Genomic DNA, 19,779 nt, shown 5'->3' with positions numbered 1-19,779 from the left:
GCCACGATCGGGGGGTATCCATGCGGGAGTTGACCGGTCAGAAGCAGTCACCGCCGTCCCGGGACCGGGTCCCGGCCGGCGGGCTGGAGTTCCTCGCCCTGCTCGCGCGCCTGCTGCGCCGGCCACGCCGCGGCGACCGCCGGCTGCCGCTGCTCTGGCTGGTCCGCACCCCCGACACCCCCGACCTGATGGCGCTGCTGCGCCGCTTCCTCAGCCAGGGCCAGCGTCGCCGCGTCCCGCACGCCATGCTCGACCTGGCCACCCAGCCGGCCGGCGTCGACGTGCCCACCCTGCTGCGGGAGCTGCACCGGCAGCTCTCCCTGGAGGCGTTCGGCGCCGCCCGGCTGCGCTTCCGCCACTATCCGCTCGCCGACTGGCTGATGCACCAGAGCCTCACCTTCGGCGTGGACACCGAGGACGGCCGGGCGGCGCTGGTGCGCCGGCTGCGCGACCGGCGCGGCGCCCGGACCGCCGGGGAGCCGGTGCCCGCGGGCGGGGACGCCACCGCGATCGTCTCCCAGGTGCTGCTCTGGCTGGTCCGCCGCGCGGTGCCCGGGGCGGTGTTCCGGGTGGCCGTCTCCGGGCGGGTGCCGCTGGTCGGGCGGCACTACCGCTGGTTCATGCGCCAGCAGTACCTCGCGCCCCGGCAGTCGACGACGTTCCTCGGCTTCGCCGAGCGGCTCACCGCCGGCTGGCGCGACGGCGAGCAGCCCGACCAGGTGAACAAGCTGCTGCTGCACGCGTTCCTGGAGGACCTGCGGCAGGCGTACCGGCGCCGACTGTGGCGCCCCGCCGACTGGCGGCGCACCGCGTACCCGGTGCTGCTGGTCGACCACGTCGCACCCGGCACCGTCGGCCACGTCCTGGTCCGGCTGGTCAACGACGTCCGCAACGAGACCGGCCGCAACGATCCGTTGCTGGTCGTGGCGGCCGGCGACCAGCCGCCGCCGGAACTGTCCGAGCCGCACCCGCTCGACGAGGCCGACGAGGCGTACGACGAATGGGCCGAGGCGCTGCCGGAGATGCGCCGGCTGCGCCGGGCGGCGGCCTGGCTGGTCGTGCTGCGGCCGGACGCCACCGAGAGCGGCCCGCCGCCGCGCGGCGGGGTGCGACCCTTCGCCGCCCCGGAGCCGCCGTGGTGGTCCCGGCGCTTCCTGCCCGCGGCGGTCTGCCTGGTGCTGCTGGCCGGGGCCGGCGCCTGGGTGAGCACCCGGTGGGGGCCGGGCTGCCACCCGTCGATCAGCGGCGGGCGGGTGTCGGTGCAACTGGTCGACGGGGAGTGCGTCGGCTACAGCGACAGCGCCGCCCAGGTGTTCAACAACGACCCCGGCCAGCAGCGGCTGCGCACCATCCAGGAGCGGATCTTCGCGCAGAACCGGGCCGCCGAGGAGGTCTGGCAGCGCAGCGACCGGCGCCGGCCCTACCTCACCCTGGTCTACCTGGGCACCCTCACCGGCAACCGGACCCGGGCGGACGAGGAGTCCTACGTCTCCGAACGCGAGGAGCTGGAGGGGATGGCGACCGCGCAGTACGCGCTGCTGAAGGAGTCCGCCGGGGCGGACGGCGCGGCGCTGCTGCGGATTGTGGTGGCCAACGGCGGCCGGCAGATGCGCCACGCCGACCGGGCGGTGGCCATGCTGGCCGAGCTGGCCCGCGACGACCCCACGGTGCTCGGCGTGGTCGGCCTGGTGGACAGCCGCGCCAGCACCGCCCGGGCGCTGCGCGAACTCAACCGGATCGGGCTGCCGGTGCTCGCCCCGACGCTGTCCGCCGACCGGATCGACGCCAACTCCCGGCTCTACCTGCAGATTTCCGCGCCCAACGACGACCAGGCGCGGATGGTCGAGGCGTACGCCTCGCAGGTGCTCAAGGTCAACGAGGCGCACGTCTACTGGACCACCGGGGAGTACAGCTCGCTGGCGGAGGACCTCTACGTCCAGACCCTGGTCGAGGGGCTCCGGCAGCGCTTCGGCACCCGGATCACCCGGCTCGACGAGTGGCGCACCGGTCGGCGGCTCACCGCCGAGTGCGGCTACCAGGGCCTGCTCTTCTACGCCGGCCGCTGGTCGGAGTTCGACGGCTTCCTGCGGGCGCTGCGCGAGTGTGGGGACAATCCGCCCCGGCACCTGGTCGGTGACGACTCGGTCAACCGCTACATGGCCAACCCCGGCCTGCGGGCCGCCGCCCCGGGCAACCTGCCGGTCACCTACGTCTCCAAGGCTGCGCTCGGCACCTGCGCCGCGCTGCGCGCCGCCCAGGACCGGCGCGACGAGGCCCGGGCCACCTTCCTGACCTGGATCCAGGCCGACGACCTGCTCGACCCGCCGCGCTGCCGGCCGGAGCGCCCGGAGCAGGTCGGCGAGCGGGTGAGCCTGGCCTACGACGCGGCGATGATGATGATCCGGGCGGTGGAGAGCCTGGCCGCCCGGCTGCACCACGCCGACCCCCGGCAGCGCTGGAACCCGGCGTCGATCAACCCGATCGGCGTGCACGCCGAGGTGCTGCGACAGAACGCCGGGGCGGGCCACCGCGGCGTGGCGGGGTTGATCCGGTACACCCCGGACTCGGGCGAGCCGGTGGAGAAGCGGATCTCCCTGATGCGGGTCGAGCGGGTGCCCGAGGTGACCGCCGAGCCGGTGGAGGTCTACCGGTGTGGCACTGCCGACGAGCCGACACCGGCCCCGTGCGCAACCGTGACGCCCCAGGTCAGTTAGGTCTTCGCAGGGACCAGGGGCGCCGGCGACGGGAGCGGTGGATGGGCGGGCTCGCGTCGGCGTACGGGCAGGCGGTCGCCGCCCACCGGGCCGCCCGGGCGCACCTCGACGCCGCCCGCCGGGCGCTGGACACGTCGGACCGGCCGGTTCCCGCCGCCGGGCGATCCGCCGGCCACGTTGGCCGCCACCACCCAGGTCCGGCTGGCCGAGCGGTACGCCCACGTCGGCGACCCACCCGACGCGCCGTTCAGCGCCGACGGCAGCGGGCTTGCCGCCCCGGTGCTGCTCGACGGCGACCCGCCGGCCGCCGAGGTGGCCGCGCTCGCCGAGCGCCTCGGCGCGCCCTCGACTGTGGCGGTGAGCGTCGCCGACCTGCTACCCGAGCGGCACTGGACCGGCTCGGCGGCCGGTGGGCTGCGTACCGTGGTCGGCCGGGCCGGCACGGAACCCGTCACCGCCGGGCTCGACGACGCCACCCCGCATTGGCTGGTCGCCGGGCCCGCCGGCGCCGGCCGGACGTCCTTCCTGCGCGGCGTCGTGCACGGCCTGGCCGCCCGCTACGCCCCGGCCGACCTTCAGCTCTACCTGCTCGACTTCACCGGCCGGGTGGGCTTCGGCGACCTCGTGCCCACCGCCGGGGAGCCCGGCTGGTTGCCGCACATCCGCGCGGTCGGCGTCGAGCCCGACCGGGAGTACGGCCTGGCCGTGCTGCGCGACCTGCACCGCGAGCTGCCCCGGCGCGCCGCGACGGTGCGGCGGCACGGCGTCGCCCGGCTGGCGGACCTGCCCCGGGACACCCCGCTGCCCCGGATCGTCGCGGTGGTCGACGGGTTCGACCTGCTGCTGGCCGGGGACGACGCGCTGGCCGACGAGGCTGTCGACCTGCTGGCCGAACTGGTCGGCGCGAACGGCTCGTCCGGGGTGCACCTGGTGCTGGCCGGTCCGAGCCCGACCGCCGCGCTGCCGGGCCGGGCCGAGGCGGTCCTCCGGCGGCTTCCGCTCCGAGTGGCGCTGCCGGGTGGCGGCGGGGTGCTCGACCCGGGCGACGACCGGGCGGACACCCTGCCGATCGGCTCGGCCGTGCTCAGCACCGCGGCCGGTACGGACACCGTCCTCCGGTTCCCCGACGCGCACGCCGCCGGCGGTGAGCTGGCCCGGCTGCACCGCGAGCTGTGGCAGGCCCGCCCGGCCGGCGCGCGCCCGCCGTCGGTCTTCGAGGGGTACGCGACCGCGCGGGTCGAGGACGACGCCACGTTCGCCGGGCTGCGGCCGGGCGGGCGGCGTCCGCTGGCGCTGGTCGGCCGGACCGTCGACGTGGACGGTACGTCCGCGCTGTTCATCATGGACACCACCCCCGGCCGGCACCTCGCCGTGGTCAGCGGCGCGGCCGCCGGCGCGGCGGTGCTGCGCGCGGCCACCCTGAGCCTCGCCCGGCAGCACGCCCCGGGCGACGCCCGGTTCCTGCTCGCCCCGCTGGTCGCCACCGCCGACCCGGCCGCCGACGACACCGCCGCCACGCTGGCGGCGGCCGGCCATCCGGTCGACCGGCTCGACGCCGCCGGGCGGCGCACACACCTCGCCGCCCTCGCCGCGCGGTCCCCGGCGTCCGATCACGCTGCCGCGGAGGCGGTTGCCGAGGTCACCGGCCGCACCTACCTGGTGGTGTTCGGTGCGGACGCCGCGAGCGCAGCGCTGGCTACCGCCGACCCGGAGACCTCCCGCACCGGCCACGACGACCTGCGGGCCCTGCTGCGCCAGGGGCCCGGCCACGGCGTACACCTGCTCGGTTGGTGGCGGGACCTGCTCCGACTCGCCGACGACCTCGGCGCCGCGCGGCAGCCCGACGACATCGCCTGCCTGGTCGCGCTGGACGTGCCCGGCGCCGAGCTGGGGCCGTACCTCGGGGTGCCCGACCTCGCCTATTCGCCCCGGCCCGACCGGGCGCTGCTGGTCGACCGGCACGACCAGCGCACCCGGTTGATCGTGCCGTTCACCGGTGACGGGCACGAGCCGGACGGGGAGGGCTGATGTCCACCTTCGCCGAGTACGCGGCGCTGGCCCGGCAACTGGCCGAACAGCGCCGGGCGCCCGAGCGGGACGGCGACGCCGAGCGCCGGCGAAACCTGCCCGCCACCGCCGACTACCTGGACCGCCGGCTCACCGCCCAGGGCGAGCGCCTCGACCAGCTCGGCCGCGCGACCGGGCAGCCACCCGCCACCCCGCCGGCCGTGGGTTCCGCAGCGCTGCCGGAGCCGCGGCCGGCCGAGGTCGACCCGGTGGTCGCGCTGGAGCTGGCCCGGCGCTACGCCGACGAGGCGGACCGGTACGGCCACCAGGCCGAACTGCTGGCCCAGCGGCCGGCGCTGCTGCCGGGCTGGTCGCCGATCGCCCGGGCGGCCGTCGTCCACCTGGCTGCCGCCGGAGTCGGGGCGCTGGTCATGGTCGGCATCGTGCTCGCCGCCGGAGTCGAGGTACTCGGCTACGGGTGGCTGTGGGCCGGGCTGCCCGCCGCCGTGCTGGTCGCCGGGTGGCTGGCGCTGCGGCGGTGGGGGAGGCCGGCGATGCCGGCTCCCGGCGGCAATCACCGGGCGGTTCTCACCCGGGCGGTCTTGACCAGCCGGGCGAAGCGCACGTCGGGACACGGGTAGTCCTCGCCGCAGCCGCAGAGCCAGCGGGTCACCACCCGGGGCGGATGGCAGAACAGGATGTCGTCGGCGTCGGCGATGTCCTCGTCGGACGCCAGGGGAGTGGTGGCGTCGTCCGGGCCGGCGCGATCCGGGTGGCTGCCGTCCGGCGGCGGTGTGCCATCGCGATCGTGGCGGGGGAGGTCGTCCACGGGTGCGCTCCTGTCCGGGGTCTCCTTGCTGCTGACTGGGGCGATGTGGGCAGGCCACGGCACGCCCGGCCGGCCGTTCGGGTCGGCCGCCCGGGCGCTCTGCGCGGTGGGGAAGGACCAACTCCGCGGGTGCTGACCAGGGAGCCGGTCAGTTCGGAGCCTAGGATAGCAAGCTATCGCAGTCAAGCTATCACTTGCGATAACAAGATGAGCAGTGGTCAAATGGCGGTGCTGACCAGGGAGTACCGCCATGCCGCCGAGCCCCAAGTGGGTTGAGCTTGCCGAGCACATCCGCAAGCAGATCGCCTCGGGCGAGTTGTCGCCCGGAGAGAAGCTGCCCTCCACCTCGCAGCTCTGCCAGATCCACAGCGTCTCCGCGATCGTCGTGCGGAACGCGATGTTGACCCTCAAGGCCGAGGGCCTGGTGGTGGGCGTGCCGGGCGTCGGTGTCTTCGTCGCCGAAAGGTGAGGCTCGCCGCTGACCGGAGTGGCGGTCAGACCTGCTCGATGACCACCACGGGGATCTCGCGGTCGGTCTGCTGCTGGTAGCGGGCGTACGTCGGGAAGACCTCGGTCATCAGCCGCCACAGCCGGGGCCGCTCCTCGCCGGTGGCGGTGCGCGCCCGGGCCGCGAACGTCTCCGCGCCGACCTGCACCCGCACCTCGGGGTCCGCGCACAGGTTCAGGTACCAGTTGGGGTGCCGCTGCGCCCCGCCGTTCGAGGCGACCAGCAGGTAGCGGTCACCGTCGCGGCCGTAGATCAGCGCGGTGCGGCGCAGCGTGCCGGAGCGGCGCCCCCGGGTGGTGAGCAGCAGGGCGTCGTAGCCGTGGTACTTCCCGCCGTCGGCGCCGTCGGTGGCCAGGTAGCGCCGCACGTGGCTGGCGACCCACCCGACGGGGCTGTCCTCGATGGTCTCGGCCATCGGGTCAGGGTAGCCGTCTCAGCGGTAATCGGCGGTGACCCGGACGGCGCCAAACCGGGGAAAGATCCGGCTGATCGCGAAGTCGTGCTCGTCGGCGGCGAAGCCGGACATCGCGTCCGCCACGAACTCCAGGTCGTAGCCGTGGTCGCTGGCCGCCCGGGCGGTCGACTCGACGCCCATCGTGGTCACCAGCCCGGCGAGCACGACAGTGTCGACCCCGCGCCGGCGCAGCTGCTCGTCCAGGTCGGTGCCGTGGAAGGCGCCCACGGTCCGCTTGACCACCGTGAGGTCGCCCGGCGCGACCAGGTCCTCGGCGAAATCGCTGCCGGGCGGCTGCTCGGCGACGCCCGGCCGCTCGACCCGGACCTGCACCACCGGCTCGCCGGCGCCCCGGAAGGCGGCGGCGAGCCGCCGGCCCCGGTCGAGGACCTCGGCGCCGGTGTGCGGCGCCAGGTCGAGGGCGATGATCCGGGGCATCAGGTCGATCAGCACGAGCGCGCGGGTCACGCTGATGATCATATGCCGCCGGCCCCGGCCCCTCGCGGGACGCGGGGACCGGGGCCGACTCCGGGGCACGTGGCCCGGGTGAGCTACTGCGACGCCGGGACCGGCACCAGCTCGTCCGCGCCGGCCGGGACGCCCGGGGCGGCCGCCGCCTCGGCCCGGTGGCGTCGGCGGCCGGACGGGACGGCCAGCGCCGCCGCCATGGCGGCCAGCGACAGGACGGTGAGGACCAGGAAGCCGAGGGTGAAGCCGGCCTCCCGGGGCAGCCCGTTGGCCTGCGGGTGGGCGGTGATGATGCCGCTGACCACCGCCGCGCCGACCGCGCCGCCGATGGTACGGATGTTGGCGTTCATCCCCGAGGCCACGCCGGTCTGCCGGGCCGGGACGTTCTGCACCACCAGGTTGGCCATCGAGGCGAAGGCCAGCCCGATGCCGAGGCCGAAGAGCCCGGCGACGAGCGCGACCTGCCAGCGGGTGTCGTGCGCGAGGGTCAGCACGGTGAGCGCCACGGCGCTGACCGCGGCGCCGCTGACCAGCTGGGCCTTGGCGCTGAACCGGGCCTCCAGGCGGCCGCTGACCACGCCGGCCAGGAACATGGTGACCAGCATCGGCAGCATCAGCAGCCCGGCCTCGGTGATGCTGGAGCCGAAGCCGTAGCCGGCCACGGTGGGGGTCTGCGCGAACTGCGGCAGGAACGCGAAGACGGCCATCATCGACCCGCCGTAGAGCAGGGCGGCCAGGTTGGTCGTCCAGACCGAGGGCAGGCGCATCATCCGCATGTCGATCAGCGGGTTGTCGGAGCGGACCTCCGCCACCAGCCAGCCGGCCAGCAGCGCGGCAGCGAGCGCCAGCAGGCCGAGCACCGGGGCGGAGGTCCAGCCCCAGGTGGTCGCCTTGCTGATCGGCAGCAGCAGCGCCACCAGCCCGGCGGAGAGCAGCACCGTGGCGAGCCAGTTGATCCGGCCCGGGGTGCGCACCGGCGACTCGGGCACCAGCAGGTGCGCGGCCAGCGCGGTCAGCCCGACGATCACCATCGGGATCCAGAACAGCCAGCGGTAGTCGAGCGCGGCGACGATCGGCCCGGCCAGCACCACGCCCACGCCGCTGCCGGCGGCGATGATCGCGGAGATGACGCCGACGGCCGAGGACACCCGCGCGGCGGGGAACTCGTCGCGGATGATGCCGAACGAGAGGGGGAACACCGCGCCGCCGATGCCCTGGACGACCCGGGCGACGATCAGCACGCCGATGCTCGGTGCGACCGCCGCGAGCAGGCAGCCGACGGCCAGCGCGACGAGGGAGACGACGAGCATCCGCCCCTTGCCGACCATGTCGCCGACCCGGCCGAGGATCGGCGTGAAGATCGCCGCCGAGAGCAGGTAGGCGGTCAGCACCCAGGTGACGGTGTTCTGTGAGGTGTGCAGGTCGTGCTGGATGGTGGGCAGCACCGGGGTGATCAGCGACTGGAGCATCGCGAAGAACCCGGCACCGGCGGCGAGGACGAGGAAGGTCAGCCGACGCGAGCCGCGTCGGGGTGTCACTGCCACGGTTGGGACTCCAAGACTTTGAGGTACGGGCGCCGGCGACGGTGGCCGCCCGGCGTGGTGGTGGTCTGTGGGCCGTCGATCGCCGCGCGCCGGGATCGGGCCGGGGAGCCGGAGTACGCTATCCGGAGGCACGGCTCCGGTCAGTTCCGGAGGGGTGCCTCCATTAAGCTAGCGGAGGGATGCCTCCGGATGCAACCAACGAGGGGTGACCTGCGCCATGACCAGCGGTGAACAGGTGCCGGCGGTCTTCGCGCGGCGCCCCAAACGGGCCGACGCCCGGCGAAACTACGACGCGCTGGTCGTCGCCGCCCGCGAGGTGTTCGCCGAGTGCGGCGCGGGCGCCTCGCTGGAGGAGGTCGCCCGGCGGGCCAAGGTCGGCATCGGCACCCTCTACCGGCACTTCCCGACCCGGCGTGACCTGTTCGAGGCGGTCTACGTCGACGAGGTCCAGGCGCTCTCCCGCTCCGCGGCCGACCTCGCCGACCTGCCGCCGTGGGACGCGCTGGTCGCCTGGCTGCACCGGTTCGTCGGCTACGTGGCCACCAAGCGGGCGCTCGCCGAGGAACTGGTGCACGACTCCGAGGTCTTCCGGACCTGCCGGGTCGAGATCTACGCGGCCGGCGAGCCGATGCTGCGCCGGGCGCAGAGCGCCGGCGTGGTGCGGCCGGACGTCTCCTTCGACGACGTGCTGCGGCTGATCAGCGGCCTCACCATGGCCCAGTTCACCGCCCCGGAGCAGCGCGACCGGGTGCTCGGCATCGCCCTCGACGGCCTCCGGCAGCCGATCGGCTGACCGCCCGCCGCCCGCCGCCCGCCGGCGTCCCCGGCGCGCAGACCGTTGCCGGGCGGGAGAAAGCCGCGCTCCCTTGTGGAGATTCGCTCGGCGAAATGCCGGATTGCATGCTTCGCGGAACAACGGGTTACCGGCGCGTAACTATACATTGACGTTTCTAGATTGTGGCGCGCATCATCGTCCCACGGTCGATCGGACACCCCACCCGTCTCCCCGGTTCGCCGGGTGCCTCCCGTCGGAGGTGCAGCCATGCTGCTCCGAAAGATCGCCACCGCCGCCGCCCTCGCCACCGCCGCCACCCTGCTCGTCCCGGCCACCGCCGCCGTCGCGGCGCCGGACCGGGCGGACGCCCCACCCGCCGCCACCGCCACCGCCGCCGCCAACCCGGTGATCGTCGTCGGCGGCCTCAGCGGGGTCGCCGTCGCCTACGAGCCGCTCGCCGCCCGACTGCGCGGCGACGGGCACCGGGTCTTCATCTACCAGTTGCCCGGCCTCGGGCTCGGCGACATTCCCGCCTCCGCCCGCTCCTTCGCCGGGTACGTCGAGCAGGTCCGCGCCGCCACCGGCGCGGCCAGAGTGGACCTCGTCGGCCACTCCGAGGGCGGGCTCGTCTCCCGCTACTACCTCAAGCGGCTGGGCGGCACCGGCGCCGTCGCCCGCTACGTCAGCCTCGGCTCGCCCCAGTACGGCACCTACGTGGCCAACATCCTGAAGTTCCTCGGCCTCGGCAGCTGCGCCGGCGTGGTCGCCTGCCAGCAGATGTCCATCGGCTCGGCCTTCCTCGCCGACCTCAACGCCGGCGACGACACCCCCGGCACGCTCCGGTACACCACTGTCCGGACGCTCCAGGACGAACTGGTCCGGCCGGTGGACAACGCGCTGCTCAACGACGGTTCGACCAACGTGCTGATCCAGTCGTACTGCCCGCTGCGAGTGGTCGGCCACCTCGGGCTGGTGCTCGACGGCACCACGTACACGGTGATCCGGGGCGCGCTGGCCGACGCCCCGGTCCGCCCGAACTGCTTCGCGGTCTAGCCCGGCCGCCGGGCGGGCGGGGCTGTCCCCGCCCGCCCGGTCAGACCGCCTTGGTCAGCCGTCGCTTCCCATCAGTCGTGGTCCTCGTGCACGGTGAAGGTCGCGGCCGCCGCCAGTGCGTCCGCGCCCGATCGTCCATCCGCGACCTCCGATGACCGGACCGTGACCGGACCGTCCCCGGTAGTCGTCCGGCGCACCCGGGTCAGCCGACCTGCCGGCGGGCCCGGGCGGTCCGTCGCCACGGGCCGCCGGCTCCCGCGGTCACCCGTCAGCGGGCGTCAGTTGGCCCGAGCGACCGCGGGCCGCGACCGCGCGTGGCACGCTGGGCGCAGGTTAGCGAGATCCGGCGGAGCAGGGGGGCGTCATGGCCGGAGTGCCGCAGGTCGACTTCGCGCTCGACACGTACGAGTGCATCGTGCTGTATCCCGGCGCGGCCGGGCGGGCGCTGCCGGCGGAGACGGTCCAGCGGTTGCAGTCCGAGCACGGCGAGCACATGCAGGCGCTGCAGCGGCGGGGGATCATCCTGGTCGCCGGCTCGGTGGACGGCCCGGCCCGCAACCCGGAACCGCCGATCGGCTTCGGCCTGGCCCGCACCGGCTCGGTCGACGACGTGCGCAGCGTCATGGAGGCCGACCCGGCGGTGCAGGCGGGGCTCTACCGGGTGGACGTGATGACCTTCCTCTGCCCGGCCGGTTCGCTGGAGTTTCCGCTGGCCAAGACGGAGAGCTGAGCGGGGCGGATCCATTGGTGGCTGTCGTCATGGCGACGGTGCCCGGCCGGTGCCCGGTGCCCTCCGCCACCACCCCCGACGTCGAGTCGGCCGCCGGTGGGAGCACCCGGGTGCCGGTCCGCGGTGGGGGCGTACGATTCCCGGCGCGCGGTCGCCGATGCCCGCCACCTCAACGTTCCCGGCGCGGGTTCCGCCCGCCGGCTGCGCGCGGATCGCGCGTCGTTGGACAATTTGTTCCGCAGTCCCGCAAGGGGTCGGCCCGAAGTGCGACCCGGAGGAGAGACTAGCCTGATGGGCGTGACACGCCGCGCGAAGATCGTCTGCACTCTTGGTCCTGCCACCTCGTCGCCGGAACGGATCCGGGGGCTCGTCGAGGCGGGCATGAACGTGGCGAGACTCAACTTCAGCCACGGCAGCCACGAAGACCACGAGGCGGTGTACCGGCTGGTCCGCGAGGCGGCCGACGCGGCCGGGCGGCCGGTGGCGGTGCTGGCCGACCTCCAGGGGCCCAAGATCCGGCTGGGCCGGTTCGCCGAGGGCCCGCACGAGTGGCGCACCGGCGACTCGGTGGTGATCACCGGTGACGAGGTGCTCGGCAGCAAGGACCGGGTCTCCTGCACCTACCGGAAGCTGCCGCAGGAGGTCAAGCCCGGCGACCGGCTGCTGATCGACGACGGCCGGGTGGCCGTGGAGGTCACCGACGTCACCGGCAACGACATCCGCGTCCTGGTCACCGAGGGCGGCCCGGTCTCCAACAACAAGGGCGTGTCGCTGCCCAACGTGGCGGTCAGCGTGCCGGCCCTCTCCGAGAAGGACGCCGAGGACCTGCGCTTCGCCCTCGGCCTCGGGGTCGACCTGGTCGCTCTCTCCTTCGTCCGCTCCGCCGACGACATCAAGCTGGTACACGGGATCATGGCCGAGGTCGGGGTGCACCGGCCGGTGCTGGCCAAGGTCGAGAAGCCGGAGGCGGTCGACCACCTCGAGGCGATCGTGCTGGCCTTCGACGGGGTCATGGTCGCCCGCGGCGACCTCGGCGTGGAGCTGCCGCTGGACCAGGTCCCGCTGGTGCAGAAGCGCGCCGTGCAGCTGTGCCGGGAGAACGCCAAGCCGGTCATCGTGGCCACCCAGATGCTCGACTCCATGATCGAGAATTCCCGGCCGACCCGGGCGGAGGCCTCCGACGTCGCCAACGCCGTGCTCGACGGCGCCGACGCGGTGATGCTCTCCGGCGAGACCAGCGTCGGCAAGTACCCGGTGCTGACCGTCAGCACGATGGCCAAGATCGTCACCACCACCGAGTCCGGCTCGATCGGGGTGCCCCGGCTGCAGCACGACCCGCGTACCCACGGTGGCGCGCTCACCGTCGCCGCCTCCTCGATCGCCCGGGCGATCAGCGCCAAGGCGCTGGTCGCGTTCTCGCAGACCGGCGACACGGTGCGGCGGCTCAGCCGGCTGCACTGCGACCTGCCGCTGCTGGCCTTCACCCCGGTGCCCGAGGTGCGCAACCAGCTGGCGCTCTCCTGGGGCGTGGAGACCTTCCTGATGCCGTTCGTCGAGCACACCGACGACATGTTCCGCCAGGTCGACCAGGCGCTGCTCGGCCTCAACCGGGCCAACCCCGGCGACTACGTGGTGATCGTCGCCGGCAGCCCGCCCGGCACCCCCGGCTCGACCAACACGCTGCGCGTACACCAGCTCGGGTCGCTGGTCGACGTGGCGTCCGCGCGGGCGCTGCAGTGACCACCGGCGACGCCGTGGTCGGCCAGGCCGCCGTCGACCAGCTGCTGGAGGTCCTCGACCTCACCCCGACCGGCGAGATGAGCTTCCGGGGGATCAGCCCGCCGGTCGGCCCGCAGCGGGTGTACGGCGGCCAGGTCGCCGGTCAGGCGCTGGTCGCCGCCGGCCGGACGGTCGACCCGGAGCGCACCGTGCACTCGCTGCACGGCTACTTCGTGCGGGCCGGCGACCCGGTCGAGCCGATCGCCTACGAGGTGGAGAACATCCGCGACGGCCGCTCCTTCTCGGTGCGCCGCTGCGTCGCGCTCCAGCACGACAAGCCGATCTTCTTCATGTCGGCCTCGTTCCAGCGGGCCGAGGAGGGGCTGGACCACCACGCCCCGCTCCCGGCGGACGTGCCCGGCCCGGACGACGTCCCGACCATGACCGACCGGCTCTCCCGCTACCCGGAGCGGCTCGGCATCTGGGGGCAGATCCCGCGCCCGATCGACGTGCGCTACGTCGGCGAGCCCGGCTGGGTACGCCCCGGTGACCGGCCCGCCGACCCGCACCAGCGGGTCTGGATGCGCATCGACGGCAAGCTGCCCGACGACCCGCTGCTGCACGCCTGCGCGCTGGCCTACGCCTCCGACCTGACCCTGCTGGACTCGGTGCTCTCCGTGCACGGCGAGGTCTGGGGCCCGGGCGGGGTGGTGGGCGCCAGCCTGGACCACGCGCTCTGGTTCCACCGGCCGTTCCGCGCCGACGAGTGGTTCCTCTACGACTGCTGGAGCCCGTCCGCGTCGGGCGCCCGGGGTCTGGCCACCGGCCGGATGTTCACCCGCGACGGCCGGCAGATCGCCAGCGCCGTCCAGGAGGGCCTGCTGCGCCGCGTCGGGGCGTGAACCGGGCCGCGCGCCGCGTCCGGCCGTTCGGCCGAGGGGTGATCGTCCGGGCGGGGTGACCGGCCGGCTAACCTTGCCGGCATGCGTCTCTCCGCCCGGGTCGACTACGCCCTCCGAGCGGTCGTCGAGCTCGCCTCGGTGACCGGTGGCGCCGGGCTCGGGCGGGGCCGGCCGGTCACCGCCGAACAGATCGCCCGCGCCCAGGAGATCCCGCCGAAGTTCCTGGAGAGCATCCTGCTGCAACTGCGCCGGGGCGGCATCGTGCAGGCCCAGCGCGGCCCCGAGGGCGGCTACTGGCTGGCCCGTCCGGCGGCGGAGATCTCGCTGGCCGAGGTGATCCGGGTGATCGACGGTCCGCTGGCGCACGTCCGCGGGCAGCGCCCGGAGGAGCTCGGCTACCACGGCGCGGCGCGCGCGCTGCAGGACGTCTGGATCGCCCTGCGGGCCAGCGAACGGGAGATCCTCGAACTGGTCACCGTGGCCGACGTGGCCGGCGGCACGCTGCCCGGGCGGATCACCGAGCTGGTCGCCGACCCGCGCGCCTGGACCTGATCCCGCTCCCCGTTCCCGGGCCCCGCGGGCGGGGCGATGTCTCATTGACCGAGCAGAGGCTTGACCCCGGCGTCCCCGCACCCGGGGTTCTTCCTCGGCGACGGCATCGCGACCCCGCCGGCGCCGGACATCCACCTGCGCTGAGCCCAGCCCGCCGGCCCGGTCACGCGGGGTCGGCGGCGCAGGCGGCAGGCACCGGGCCGCGGCCGCGGAATCCGCACAGCCGCGGCCCGGTGCGCCACACCGCGGCATTCCCGACCCGTCCCGACCGGAAATGCCGTACCACCACCGGCACCAACGTTAGGTACGCTCCGCGTCCCCAGGGTGACGCCGACGTGAAGATCGTGTTTCAGCGGCGCAGGCCGCCGGCCACCTGCTCGGCGATCAGCTCGTACGACCGGACCCGGTCGTCGACGTCGTAGACCAGCGTGGTGAGCATCAGCTCGTCCGCGCCGGTACGGGCCAGCAGGTCGGTCAACTGCCGGCGTACCGTCTCCGGCGAGCCCATCGCCTGCCCCTCCCGGCGCTGCGCGACGAACTCCCGCTCGACCTCGGTGTACGGGTAGGCCGCCGCCTCGTCCGGCGTGGCCAGCGGCTCCGGGCGACCCGAGCGCAGCTTGAGGAACGACAGCCCGCTCGGCCCGGCCAGCCACTCGGCCCGCTCGTCGGTGTCCGCGCAGACCGCGTTCACCGCCACCATCGCGTACGGCCGCTCCAGCCAGCGCGACGGCCGGAAGCTCTGCCGGTACAGCGCCAGAGCGGGCAGGGTGTGCTGCGCGCTGAAGTGGTGCGCGAAGGAGAACGGCAACCCGAGCAGGCCGGCCAACTGGGCGCTGAACCCGCTGGAGCCGAGCAGCCAGATCGCCGGCTGCTGGCCCCGACCGGGAGTGGCGGTGATCGGGCCGGGCCGCTCGCCGCTGAAGTAGTTCATCAGGTCGGCCAACTCGCGGGGGAAACCCTCGGCCGACAGCCCCTCCATGGTCCGGCGCAGCGCCAGCGCGGTCACCTGGTCGGTGCCCGGCGCCCGGCCGATGCCCAGGTCGATCCGGCCCGGGTGCAACGCCTCCAGGGTGCCGAACTGCTCGGCCACCACCAGCGGCGCGTGGTTGGGCAGCATCACCCCGCCAGAACCGAGCCGGATCGTGCCGGTGTGCGCGGCCAGGTGGGCGAGCAGCACCGCCGGCGCCGACGAGGCGATCGCCGGCATGTTGTGGTGCTCGGCCACCCAGAACCGGTGGTAACCCAGCTCCTCGGTACGCCGGGCCAGCTCGGTGGTGTGCCGGAGGGCCTCGCCGGCGGTGGCGCCGGCCGCGACCGGAGCAAGATCAAGAACGGAGAGCGGTACGTCGATCACACGCCTGGCCAACCCGCACCCCGCCGGATTTGTTCCCCGGAGCGACTCAACCCACCCCGCGCGCCTGCTCGAAGATGAGGCTGGTCTGGGTGTGCTGCACCGCCGGATCCACCGCCAGATGGTCCAGCACGAAATCCCGCAACGCGTCCGCCGACGCCGCCCGCACATGCAGCACGTAGTCGTCCGCACCGGCCACGTGGAACACCGACACCACCCCGGGCAGGCGCACCGAGCGGGCCCGGAACGCGTCCACCACCGGCCGCTCGTGCGCGGTGAGCCGTACCGACACCAACGCCTGCAGCGGCAGCCCCACCGCCGCCGGATCCACCTCCGCGTGGAAACCCCGGATCGCCCCGCACTCCCGCAGCGCCCGGGTACGGGCCAGGCAGGTCGACGGCGCCACCCCGACCCGCTCGGCCAGGGCGTTGTTCGGCAGCCGGCCGTCCGCGGTCAACTCGGCCAGGATCGCGCGGTCGACGTCGTCCAGCGCCGCGAACCGCCGCACATCATTCGCTACAAGGGCCATGGAGCCATCCTCCATCGAATCAGTACGACGCACCAAGGGCATTTCCCGAATCATCTGCGGAAGTATTGCTACCGATCGGCGTGATGTTCGATGCTCCCCCCATGACGACCGTGGACACCCGAGCCGTGCACGCCGGCCGCGACGACCTCGCCGGCCTCGGCGTCCACGTCCCGCCGATCGACCTCTCCACCACCAACCCGCTGCCGTCGGTCGACGCCGGCGGCGACGCGTACGAGACGCTGGCCACCGGCGGCACCCTCCCGCCCGGCGCCAGCGCCGTCTACCAGCGACTGTGGAACCCCACGGTGGCCCGCTTCGAGACCGCCCTGGCCACCCTCGAAGGCACCGCCGAGGCCGTCGCCTTCGCCAGCGGGATGGCCGCCCTCACCGCCACCCTGCTCGCCGCCACCTCCGACGGGCGCCGCCACGTCGTCGCCGTCCGCCCCCTCTACGGCGGCACCGACCACGTCCTCGCCACCGGGCTGCTGGGCACCACCGTCACCTGGGCGACCGCCGACCACGTCGCCGCCGCGCTCCGCCCGGACACCGCCCTCGTCGTCGCCGAGACCCCGGCCAACCCCACCCTCGACCTGCTCGACATCGCCGCGCTCGCCGACGCCGCCGGCGACGTGCCGCTGCTCGTCGACAACACCGTCGCCACCCCGGTGCTCCAGCAGCCCGCCCGGCACGGCGCCGCGCTCGTCCTGCACAGCGCCACCAAGAGCATCGGCGGCCACGGCGACGTCCTCGCCGGCGTCCTCGCCTGCGACACCGACTGGGCCACCCGGCTGCGCCAGGTACGCGCCCTCACCGGCGCGATCCTGCACCCGCTCGGCGGCTACCTGCTGCACCGCGGCCTGCAGACCCTGCCCGTGCGGGTCCGCGCCCAGCAGGCCGGGGCGGAGAAGCTCGCCGGCTGGCTCGCCGAGCACCCCGGCGTCGCCCGCGTGCACCACCCCTCGCTGCACGACCCCGCCGGGCTCGTCGGCCGGCAGTTGAGCGGCACCGGCAGCCTGCTCGCCTTCGAGGTACGCGGCGGCGCGCCCGCAGCCGCCGCCGTCGCCGGGGCCTGCCGGCTGATCACCCACGCGGTCTCGCTGGGCGGGGTGGACACGCTCATCCAGCACCCGGCCTCGCTGACCCACCGCCCGGTGGCGGGGGAGGCCAAGCCGGCCGGCGGCCTGCTGCGAATCTCGGTCGGGCTGGAGGACCCGGAGGACCTGCGCGACGACCTGGCGCGGGCGCTGGCCGAACTGGGCTGACCGCGCCGCCGACCCGCCCGTCGCGGTGGGTGACCGTCGGTCAGGTCAGGTCCCGGTTGGTCAGCACCCGCCGGGGCGAGCCCTGCCGGGCCACCCGCAGCATCGACCGGCCGAGCCGGTCGGTGGTGGTGACCTGATTCGGGACCAGCCGGCGCAGTAGCGGGAAGAGCGGACGGGTGACCGCGTACCCCAGCCGGTACCAGCGGGTCTTCGACACCACCCCGTGGGTCGGCTGGATGAAGCCGGGCCGGGCCGCACAGCCGTTCGGCAGCAGGTCGAGGACGGCGTTCTCGGTGCGGCCCTTGACCCGCGCCCACATCACCCGGCCCCGGCCGGTCGGGTCGGTGCCGACGCCGGAGACATAGACGAACGTGACATCCGGGCTGACCTCGGCGAACAGCCGCGCCGCCGCCACCGGGTAGTCGTAGCTGACCCGGGTGTACGCCGCCTCGTCCAGGCCCAGCGAGGAGACCCCCAGGCAGTAGAAGCAGGCATCCACCCCGGCCAGTTCCGCCCGGAGCGGGTCGAGGTCGGCGAAGTCCCCGTGCCGGATCTCGTGCAGCTTCGGATGCTGCTGGCCGGTGGGCGTCCGCCCGATCACCAGCACGCTTCGCACGTCGTCGGCGAGCAGGCACTCGCGGAGCACGCCCTGCCCGACCATGCCGGTGGCACCGAAGATGACGACCCGCACCGGTCCGCCCTCGTTCCTCCCGGTTGCCCGGGCTGCGTCTGGTACCCGATCCGCGCCGGTCCGTCGACTGCACCCGGCCGGCGAATACTACGGGTTGCGCCTCAGGACTTCGGGCCGACGTGGCGGTCGAGGGCGGCCACGGCCTCCCGGCGGGCCACCGAGAGCGAGTTGCGGCGGTTCATCCGCCAGGCTATGCCGAGCAGGTCCAGCGCCCACTGGCAGAGGCCCATGATGTCGGCCGACTCGTTGGCGAACATGTAGCGCGGGTAGACGTACTTCCTGCCACGGACGGTCACCCGGTTACTGACCCGGCAACCGTCGGAGTGGAACAGCCCGCGTAGGAATTGACCAGGCTGCGAAACGAGGATCTCCCGCTGCCAATCGTCGAGGACGATCGGCCGCTAGTGCTTCTTGCCCGGACCGTGCTGCGGGAGCAGGCATGGCCAGTGTGTGCCGGAGCTCTGGACGGCTACGCACCCCTGCTTCTGCACACGTTGGACCTTCGTGGCCAACACTTCCCGCATGGCCTCGTCGCACGCCGTGATCAGATCAGGCCAGGTGTCACTGCAGTAGATCCGCAGGACCGGCACCCGGGCGGACGTGACCAGATGTCCGTCTCCGAGGTAGAGGCCGAGCAGGTAGGCGTAGGCGGCGGGATCTGTCGGATTGTCGACGGCGGGGGAGCAGCGAAAGCACCGCAGCGCGGTGCCGACGACAGCAGGCTCGGGCCGGTCGACACACCAGTGCCAGACAGTCGCGTAGGCAAGGGAGAGGGTGCGCGCTACCGACTGGATGTTGTCACCACGCGCGTGGAGAGCGCGGGCGCGCGCTCGAAAATGGGGTGGATGCACCCTCGCATCATCGAACAGGTGTATGACAAGGTGCCGGGAGCGGGATTCGAACCCGCAAGCCCTTTCGGGCAGAAGTGTTTGAGACTTCCGTGTATGCCGTTCCACCATCCCGGCGAGTGCCGCTTACTGTACCCGACTACGCTCGTGCGGGAGCATGGGTGGTAGCCGTGCCGAGATCGATGGTGGGGGTAGGGCTCGTGGCCGAGACGCAGACGGATGCCGAGCGCAGGCGGGTACTGATCGCCGAGGACGAGGCGCTCATCCGGCTGGACCTCGCCGAGATGCTGGCCGAAGAGGGCTACGAGGTGGTGGGGGAGGCCGGTGACGGCGAGACCGCCGTCCGGCTCGCCGAGGAACTCAAGCCGGATCTGGTCATCCTCGACATCAAGATGCCGATCATGGATGGCCTGGCCGCCGCCGAGCGGATCGCCGGCGCTCGGATCGCCCCGGTGATCATCCTGACCGCGTTCAGCCAGCGTGACCTGGTGGAGCGGGCGCGGGCGGCCGGCGCGATGGCCTACCTGGTGAAGCCGTTCCAGAAGAGCGACCTGGTGCCGGCGGTCGAGATCGCGCTCTCCCGCTACTCCGAGATCGCCGCGCTGGAGGCGGAGGTCGCCGGCCTCACCGACCGGTTGGAGATCCGCAAGACCGTCGAGCGGGCCAAGGGCGCGCTGATGACGACGTACGGGATGACCGAGCCGCAGGCGTTCAAGTGGATCCAGCGCACCGCGATGGACCACCGGATGACCATGAAGGAGGTCGCCGAGCGGATCCTCGCCGAGACCGCCGGCGGCGAGGTCGCCCAGCCGGCCTCCTGAGGTACGCCGGTTCGGGGGGCAC

General features: G+C 74.0%; 21 protein-coding genes and 1 tRNA gene. 12 read left to right on the top strand and 10 right to left on the bottom strand.

All coding sequences use genetic code 11. The annotated features are described in order from the left end of the window. The first annotated feature begins 20 nt into the window (after positions 1-20). The 3 genes from ACVCAH_RS11965 (at position 21) to ACVCAH_RS11955 (ending at position 5,362) form a co-directional block, all read left to right on the top strand. A complete protein-coding gene (locus tag ACVCAH_RS11965; RefSeq protein ID WP_447136152.1) occupies positions 21-2,714 on the top strand; it encodes a hypothetical protein in 2,694 nt (897 codons plus the stop codon). A gap of 177 nt (positions 2,715-2,891) precedes the next feature. Beyond that, positions 2,892-4,742 (top strand): FtsK/SpoIIIE domain-containing protein, encoded by a 1,851-nt coding sequence (locus ACVCAH_RS11960; protein ID WP_447136151.1) that lies wholly within the window; start codon positions 2,892-2,894, stop codon positions 4,740-4,742. Next, positions 4,742-5,362 (top strand): hypothetical protein, encoded by a 621-nt coding sequence (locus tag ACVCAH_RS11955; RefSeq protein ID WP_447136150.1) that lies wholly within the window; start codon positions 4,742-4,744, stop codon positions 5,360-5,362. Before ACVCAH_RS11960 ends, ACVCAH_RS11955 begins: the two co-directional genes overlap by 1 nt. Here ACVCAH_RS11955 and ACVCAH_RS11950 read toward each other — a convergent pair. Next, positions 5,296-5,550, bottom strand: coding sequence for a hypothetical protein (locus tag ACVCAH_RS11950; RefSeq protein ID WP_447136149.1), 255 nt, complete (start codon positions 5,548-5,550; stop codon positions 5,296-5,298). The two genes, ACVCAH_RS11955 and ACVCAH_RS11950, sit on opposite strands and share 67 nt — an antisense overlap. 250 nt (positions 5,551-5,800) lie before the next feature. Between ACVCAH_RS11950 and ACVCAH_RS11945 the strand changes: the two genes are divergently transcribed. Beyond that, positions 5,801-6,019 (top strand): winged helix-turn-helix domain-containing protein, encoded by a 219-nt coding sequence (locus ACVCAH_RS11945; RefSeq protein ID WP_302921664.1) that lies wholly within the window; start codon positions 5,801-5,803, stop codon positions 6,017-6,019. Between the two features lie 25 nt (positions 6,020-6,044). On the opposite strand, the gene ACVCAH_RS11940 is transcribed toward ACVCAH_RS11945, so the two are convergent. The 3 genes from ACVCAH_RS11940 to ACVCAH_RS11930 all read right to left on the bottom strand — a co-directional run bounded on the left by ACVCAH_RS11940 (position 6,045) and on the right by ACVCAH_RS11930 (position 8,524). Next, the gene (locus tag ACVCAH_RS11940) at positions 6,045-6,473 is read right to left on the bottom strand and encodes a nitroreductase family deazaflavin-dependent oxidoreductase (RefSeq protein WP_447136148.1); all 429 of its coding nucleotides are present in this window, start codon (positions 6,471-6,473) and stop codon (positions 6,045-6,047) included. 18 nt (positions 6,474-6,491) lie between these two features. Next, positions 6,492-6,980: an isochorismatase family protein gene (locus ACVCAH_RS11935; RefSeq protein WP_447136147.1), complete on the bottom strand. Its 489-nt coding sequence runs from the start codon at positions 6,978-6,980 to the stop codon at positions 6,492-6,494. Positions 6,981-7,063: 83 nt separating this feature from the next. Continuing rightward, positions 7,064-8,524: an MFS transporter gene (locus tag ACVCAH_RS11930; RefSeq protein ID WP_447136146.1), complete on the bottom strand. Its 1,461-nt coding sequence runs from the start codon at positions 8,522-8,524 to the stop codon at positions 7,064-7,066. Between the two features lie 217 nt (positions 8,525-8,741). Between ACVCAH_RS11930 and ACVCAH_RS11925 the strand changes: the two genes are divergently transcribed. The 6 genes from ACVCAH_RS11925 (at position 8,742) to ACVCAH_RS11900 (ending at position 14,255) form a co-directional block, all read left to right on the top strand. Further along, positions 8,742-9,317, top strand: a complete 576-nt coding sequence (locus ACVCAH_RS11925) for a TetR/AcrR family transcriptional regulator (RefSeq protein ID WP_447136145.1) — start codon at positions 8,742-8,744, stop codon at positions 9,315-9,317. 249 nt (positions 9,318-9,566) lie between these two features. Further along, on the top strand, positions 9,567-10,352 hold the full coding sequence (locus ACVCAH_RS11920; protein WP_447136144.1) for a lipase family alpha/beta hydrolase: 786 nt from the start codon (positions 9,567-9,569) through the stop codon (positions 10,350-10,352). A gap of 364 nt (positions 10,353-10,716) precedes the next feature. Next, the gene (locus ACVCAH_RS11915) at positions 10,717-11,082 is read left to right on the top strand and encodes a YciI family protein (RefSeq protein ID WP_447136143.1); all 366 of its coding nucleotides are present in this window, start codon (positions 10,717-10,719) and stop codon (positions 11,080-11,082) included. Between the two features lie 291 nt (positions 11,083-11,373). Further along, positions 11,374-12,822: a pyruvate kinase gene (gene pyk / locus ACVCAH_RS11910; protein WP_447136142.1), complete on the top strand. Its 1,449-nt coding sequence runs from the start codon at positions 11,374-11,376 to the stop codon at positions 12,820-12,822. Further along, on the top strand, positions 12,819-13,703 hold the full coding sequence (locus tag ACVCAH_RS11905; RefSeq protein ID WP_447136141.1) for an acyl-CoA thioesterase: 885 nt from the start codon (positions 12,819-12,821) through the stop codon (positions 13,701-13,703). The genes pyk and ACVCAH_RS11905 overlap by 4 nt, the downstream gene beginning before the upstream one ends. 81 nt (positions 13,704-13,784) lie before the next feature. After that, positions 13,785-14,255, top strand: coding sequence for an RrF2 family transcriptional regulator (locus ACVCAH_RS11900; protein WP_447136140.1), 471 nt, complete (start codon positions 13,785-13,787; stop codon positions 14,253-14,255). 349 nt (positions 14,256-14,604) lie between these two features. On the opposite strand, the gene ACVCAH_RS11895 is transcribed toward ACVCAH_RS11900, so the two are convergent. Both ACVCAH_RS11895 and ACVCAH_RS11890 read right to left on the bottom strand, forming a co-directional pair. Continuing rightward, positions 14,605-15,609: an LLM class flavin-dependent oxidoreductase gene (locus ACVCAH_RS11895; RefSeq protein ID WP_447136225.1), complete on the bottom strand. Its 1,005-nt coding sequence runs from the start codon at positions 15,607-15,609 to the stop codon at positions 14,605-14,607. A gap of 46 nt (positions 15,610-15,655) precedes the next feature. Beyond that, complete coding sequence (locus ACVCAH_RS11890; protein WP_447136139.1) at positions 15,656-16,135, bottom strand: Lrp/AsnC family transcriptional regulator; 480 nt, start codon at positions 16,133-16,135, stop codon at positions 15,656-15,658. A gap of 83 nt (positions 16,136-16,218) precedes the next feature. Between ACVCAH_RS11890 and ACVCAH_RS11885 the strand changes: the two genes are divergently transcribed. Further along, on the top strand, positions 16,219-17,397 hold the full coding sequence (locus ACVCAH_RS11885; RefSeq protein ID WP_447136138.1) for a trans-sulfuration enzyme family protein: 1,179 nt from the start codon (positions 16,219-16,221) through the stop codon (positions 17,395-17,397). A gap of 40 nt (positions 17,398-17,437) precedes the next feature. Here ACVCAH_RS11885 and ACVCAH_RS11880 read toward each other — a convergent pair whose 3' ends face one another. The 4 genes from ACVCAH_RS11880 to ACVCAH_RS11865 all read right to left on the bottom strand — a co-directional run bounded on the left by ACVCAH_RS11880 (position 17,438) and on the right by ACVCAH_RS11865 (position 19,053). Further along, entirely contained in the window at positions 17,438-18,088 is a 651-nt protein-coding gene (locus ACVCAH_RS11880) for an NAD-dependent epimerase/dehydratase family protein (RefSeq protein WP_447136137.1), read from the bottom strand. A 101-nt stretch (positions 18,089-18,189) separates the two neighbouring features. Further along, a complete protein-coding gene (locus ACVCAH_RS11875) occupies positions 18,190-18,384 on the bottom strand; it encodes a hypothetical protein (protein WP_447136136.1) in 195 nt (64 codons plus the stop codon). A 105-nt stretch (positions 18,385-18,489) separates the two neighbouring features. After that, complete coding sequence (locus ACVCAH_RS11870; RefSeq protein WP_447136135.1) at positions 18,490-18,939, bottom strand: hypothetical protein; 450 nt, start codon at positions 18,937-18,939, stop codon at positions 18,490-18,492. Between the two features lie 31 nt (positions 18,940-18,970). After that, positions 18,971-19,053: transfer RNA gene (locus ACVCAH_RS11865), tRNA-Leu, on the bottom strand. 83 nt (positions 19,054-19,136) lie between these two features. Between ACVCAH_RS11865 and ACVCAH_RS11860 the strand changes: the two genes are divergently transcribed. Then, positions 19,137-19,757, top strand: a complete 621-nt coding sequence (locus tag ACVCAH_RS11860; RefSeq protein WP_447136134.1) for an ANTAR domain-containing response regulator — start codon at positions 19,137-19,139, stop codon at positions 19,755-19,757. Positions 19,758-19,779: the final 22 nt, after the last annotated feature.

The sequence above is a fragment of the Micromonospora sp. LZ34 genome (assembly GCF_052981855.1).
The sequence above is the reverse complement of the archived record's forward strand: the minus strand, read 5'-3'. Positions and strand labels throughout refer to the sequence as shown.

Coding starts and splice junctions, on each gene's coding strand:
- ACVCAH_RS11965 (WP_447136152.1), top strand. CDS start 21: ATGCGGGAGTTGACCGGTCAGAAGCAGTCACCGCCGTCCCGGGACCGG.
- ACVCAH_RS11955 (WP_447136150.1), top strand. CDS start 4,742: ATGTCCACCTTCGCCGAGTACGCGGCGCTGGCCCGGCAACTGGCCGAA.
- ACVCAH_RS11945 (WP_302921664.1), top strand. CDS start 5,801: ATGCCGCCGAGCCCCAAGTGGGTTGAGCTTGCCGAGCACATCCGCAAG.
- ACVCAH_RS11940 (WP_447136148.1), bottom strand. CDS start 6,473: ATGGCCGAGACCATCGAGGACAGCCCCGTCGGGTGGGTCGCCAGCCAC.
- ACVCAH_RS11925 (WP_447136145.1), top strand. CDS start 8,742: ATGACCAGCGGTGAACAGGTGCCGGCGGTCTTCGCGCGGCGCCCCAAA.
- ACVCAH_RS11920 (WP_447136144.1), top strand. CDS start 9,567: ATGCTGCTCCGAAAGATCGCCACCGCCGCCGCCCTCGCCACCGCCGCC.
- ACVCAH_RS11915 (WP_447136143.1), top strand. CDS start 10,717: ATGGCCGGAGTGCCGCAGGTCGACTTCGCGCTCGACACGTACGAGTGC.
- pyk (WP_447136142.1), top strand. CDS start 11,374: ATGGGCGTGACACGCCGCGCGAAGATCGTCTGCACTCTTGGTCCTGCC.
- ACVCAH_RS11900 (WP_447136140.1), top strand. CDS start 13,785: ATGCGTCTCTCCGCCCGGGTCGACTACGCCCTCCGAGCGGTCGTCGAG.
- ACVCAH_RS11890 (WP_447136139.1), bottom strand. CDS start 16,135: ATGGCCCTTGTAGCGAATGATGTGCGGCGGTTCGCGGCGCTGGACGAC.
- ACVCAH_RS11885 (WP_447136138.1), top strand. CDS start 16,219: ATGTTCGATGCTCCCCCCATGACGACCGTGGACACCCGAGCCGTGCAC.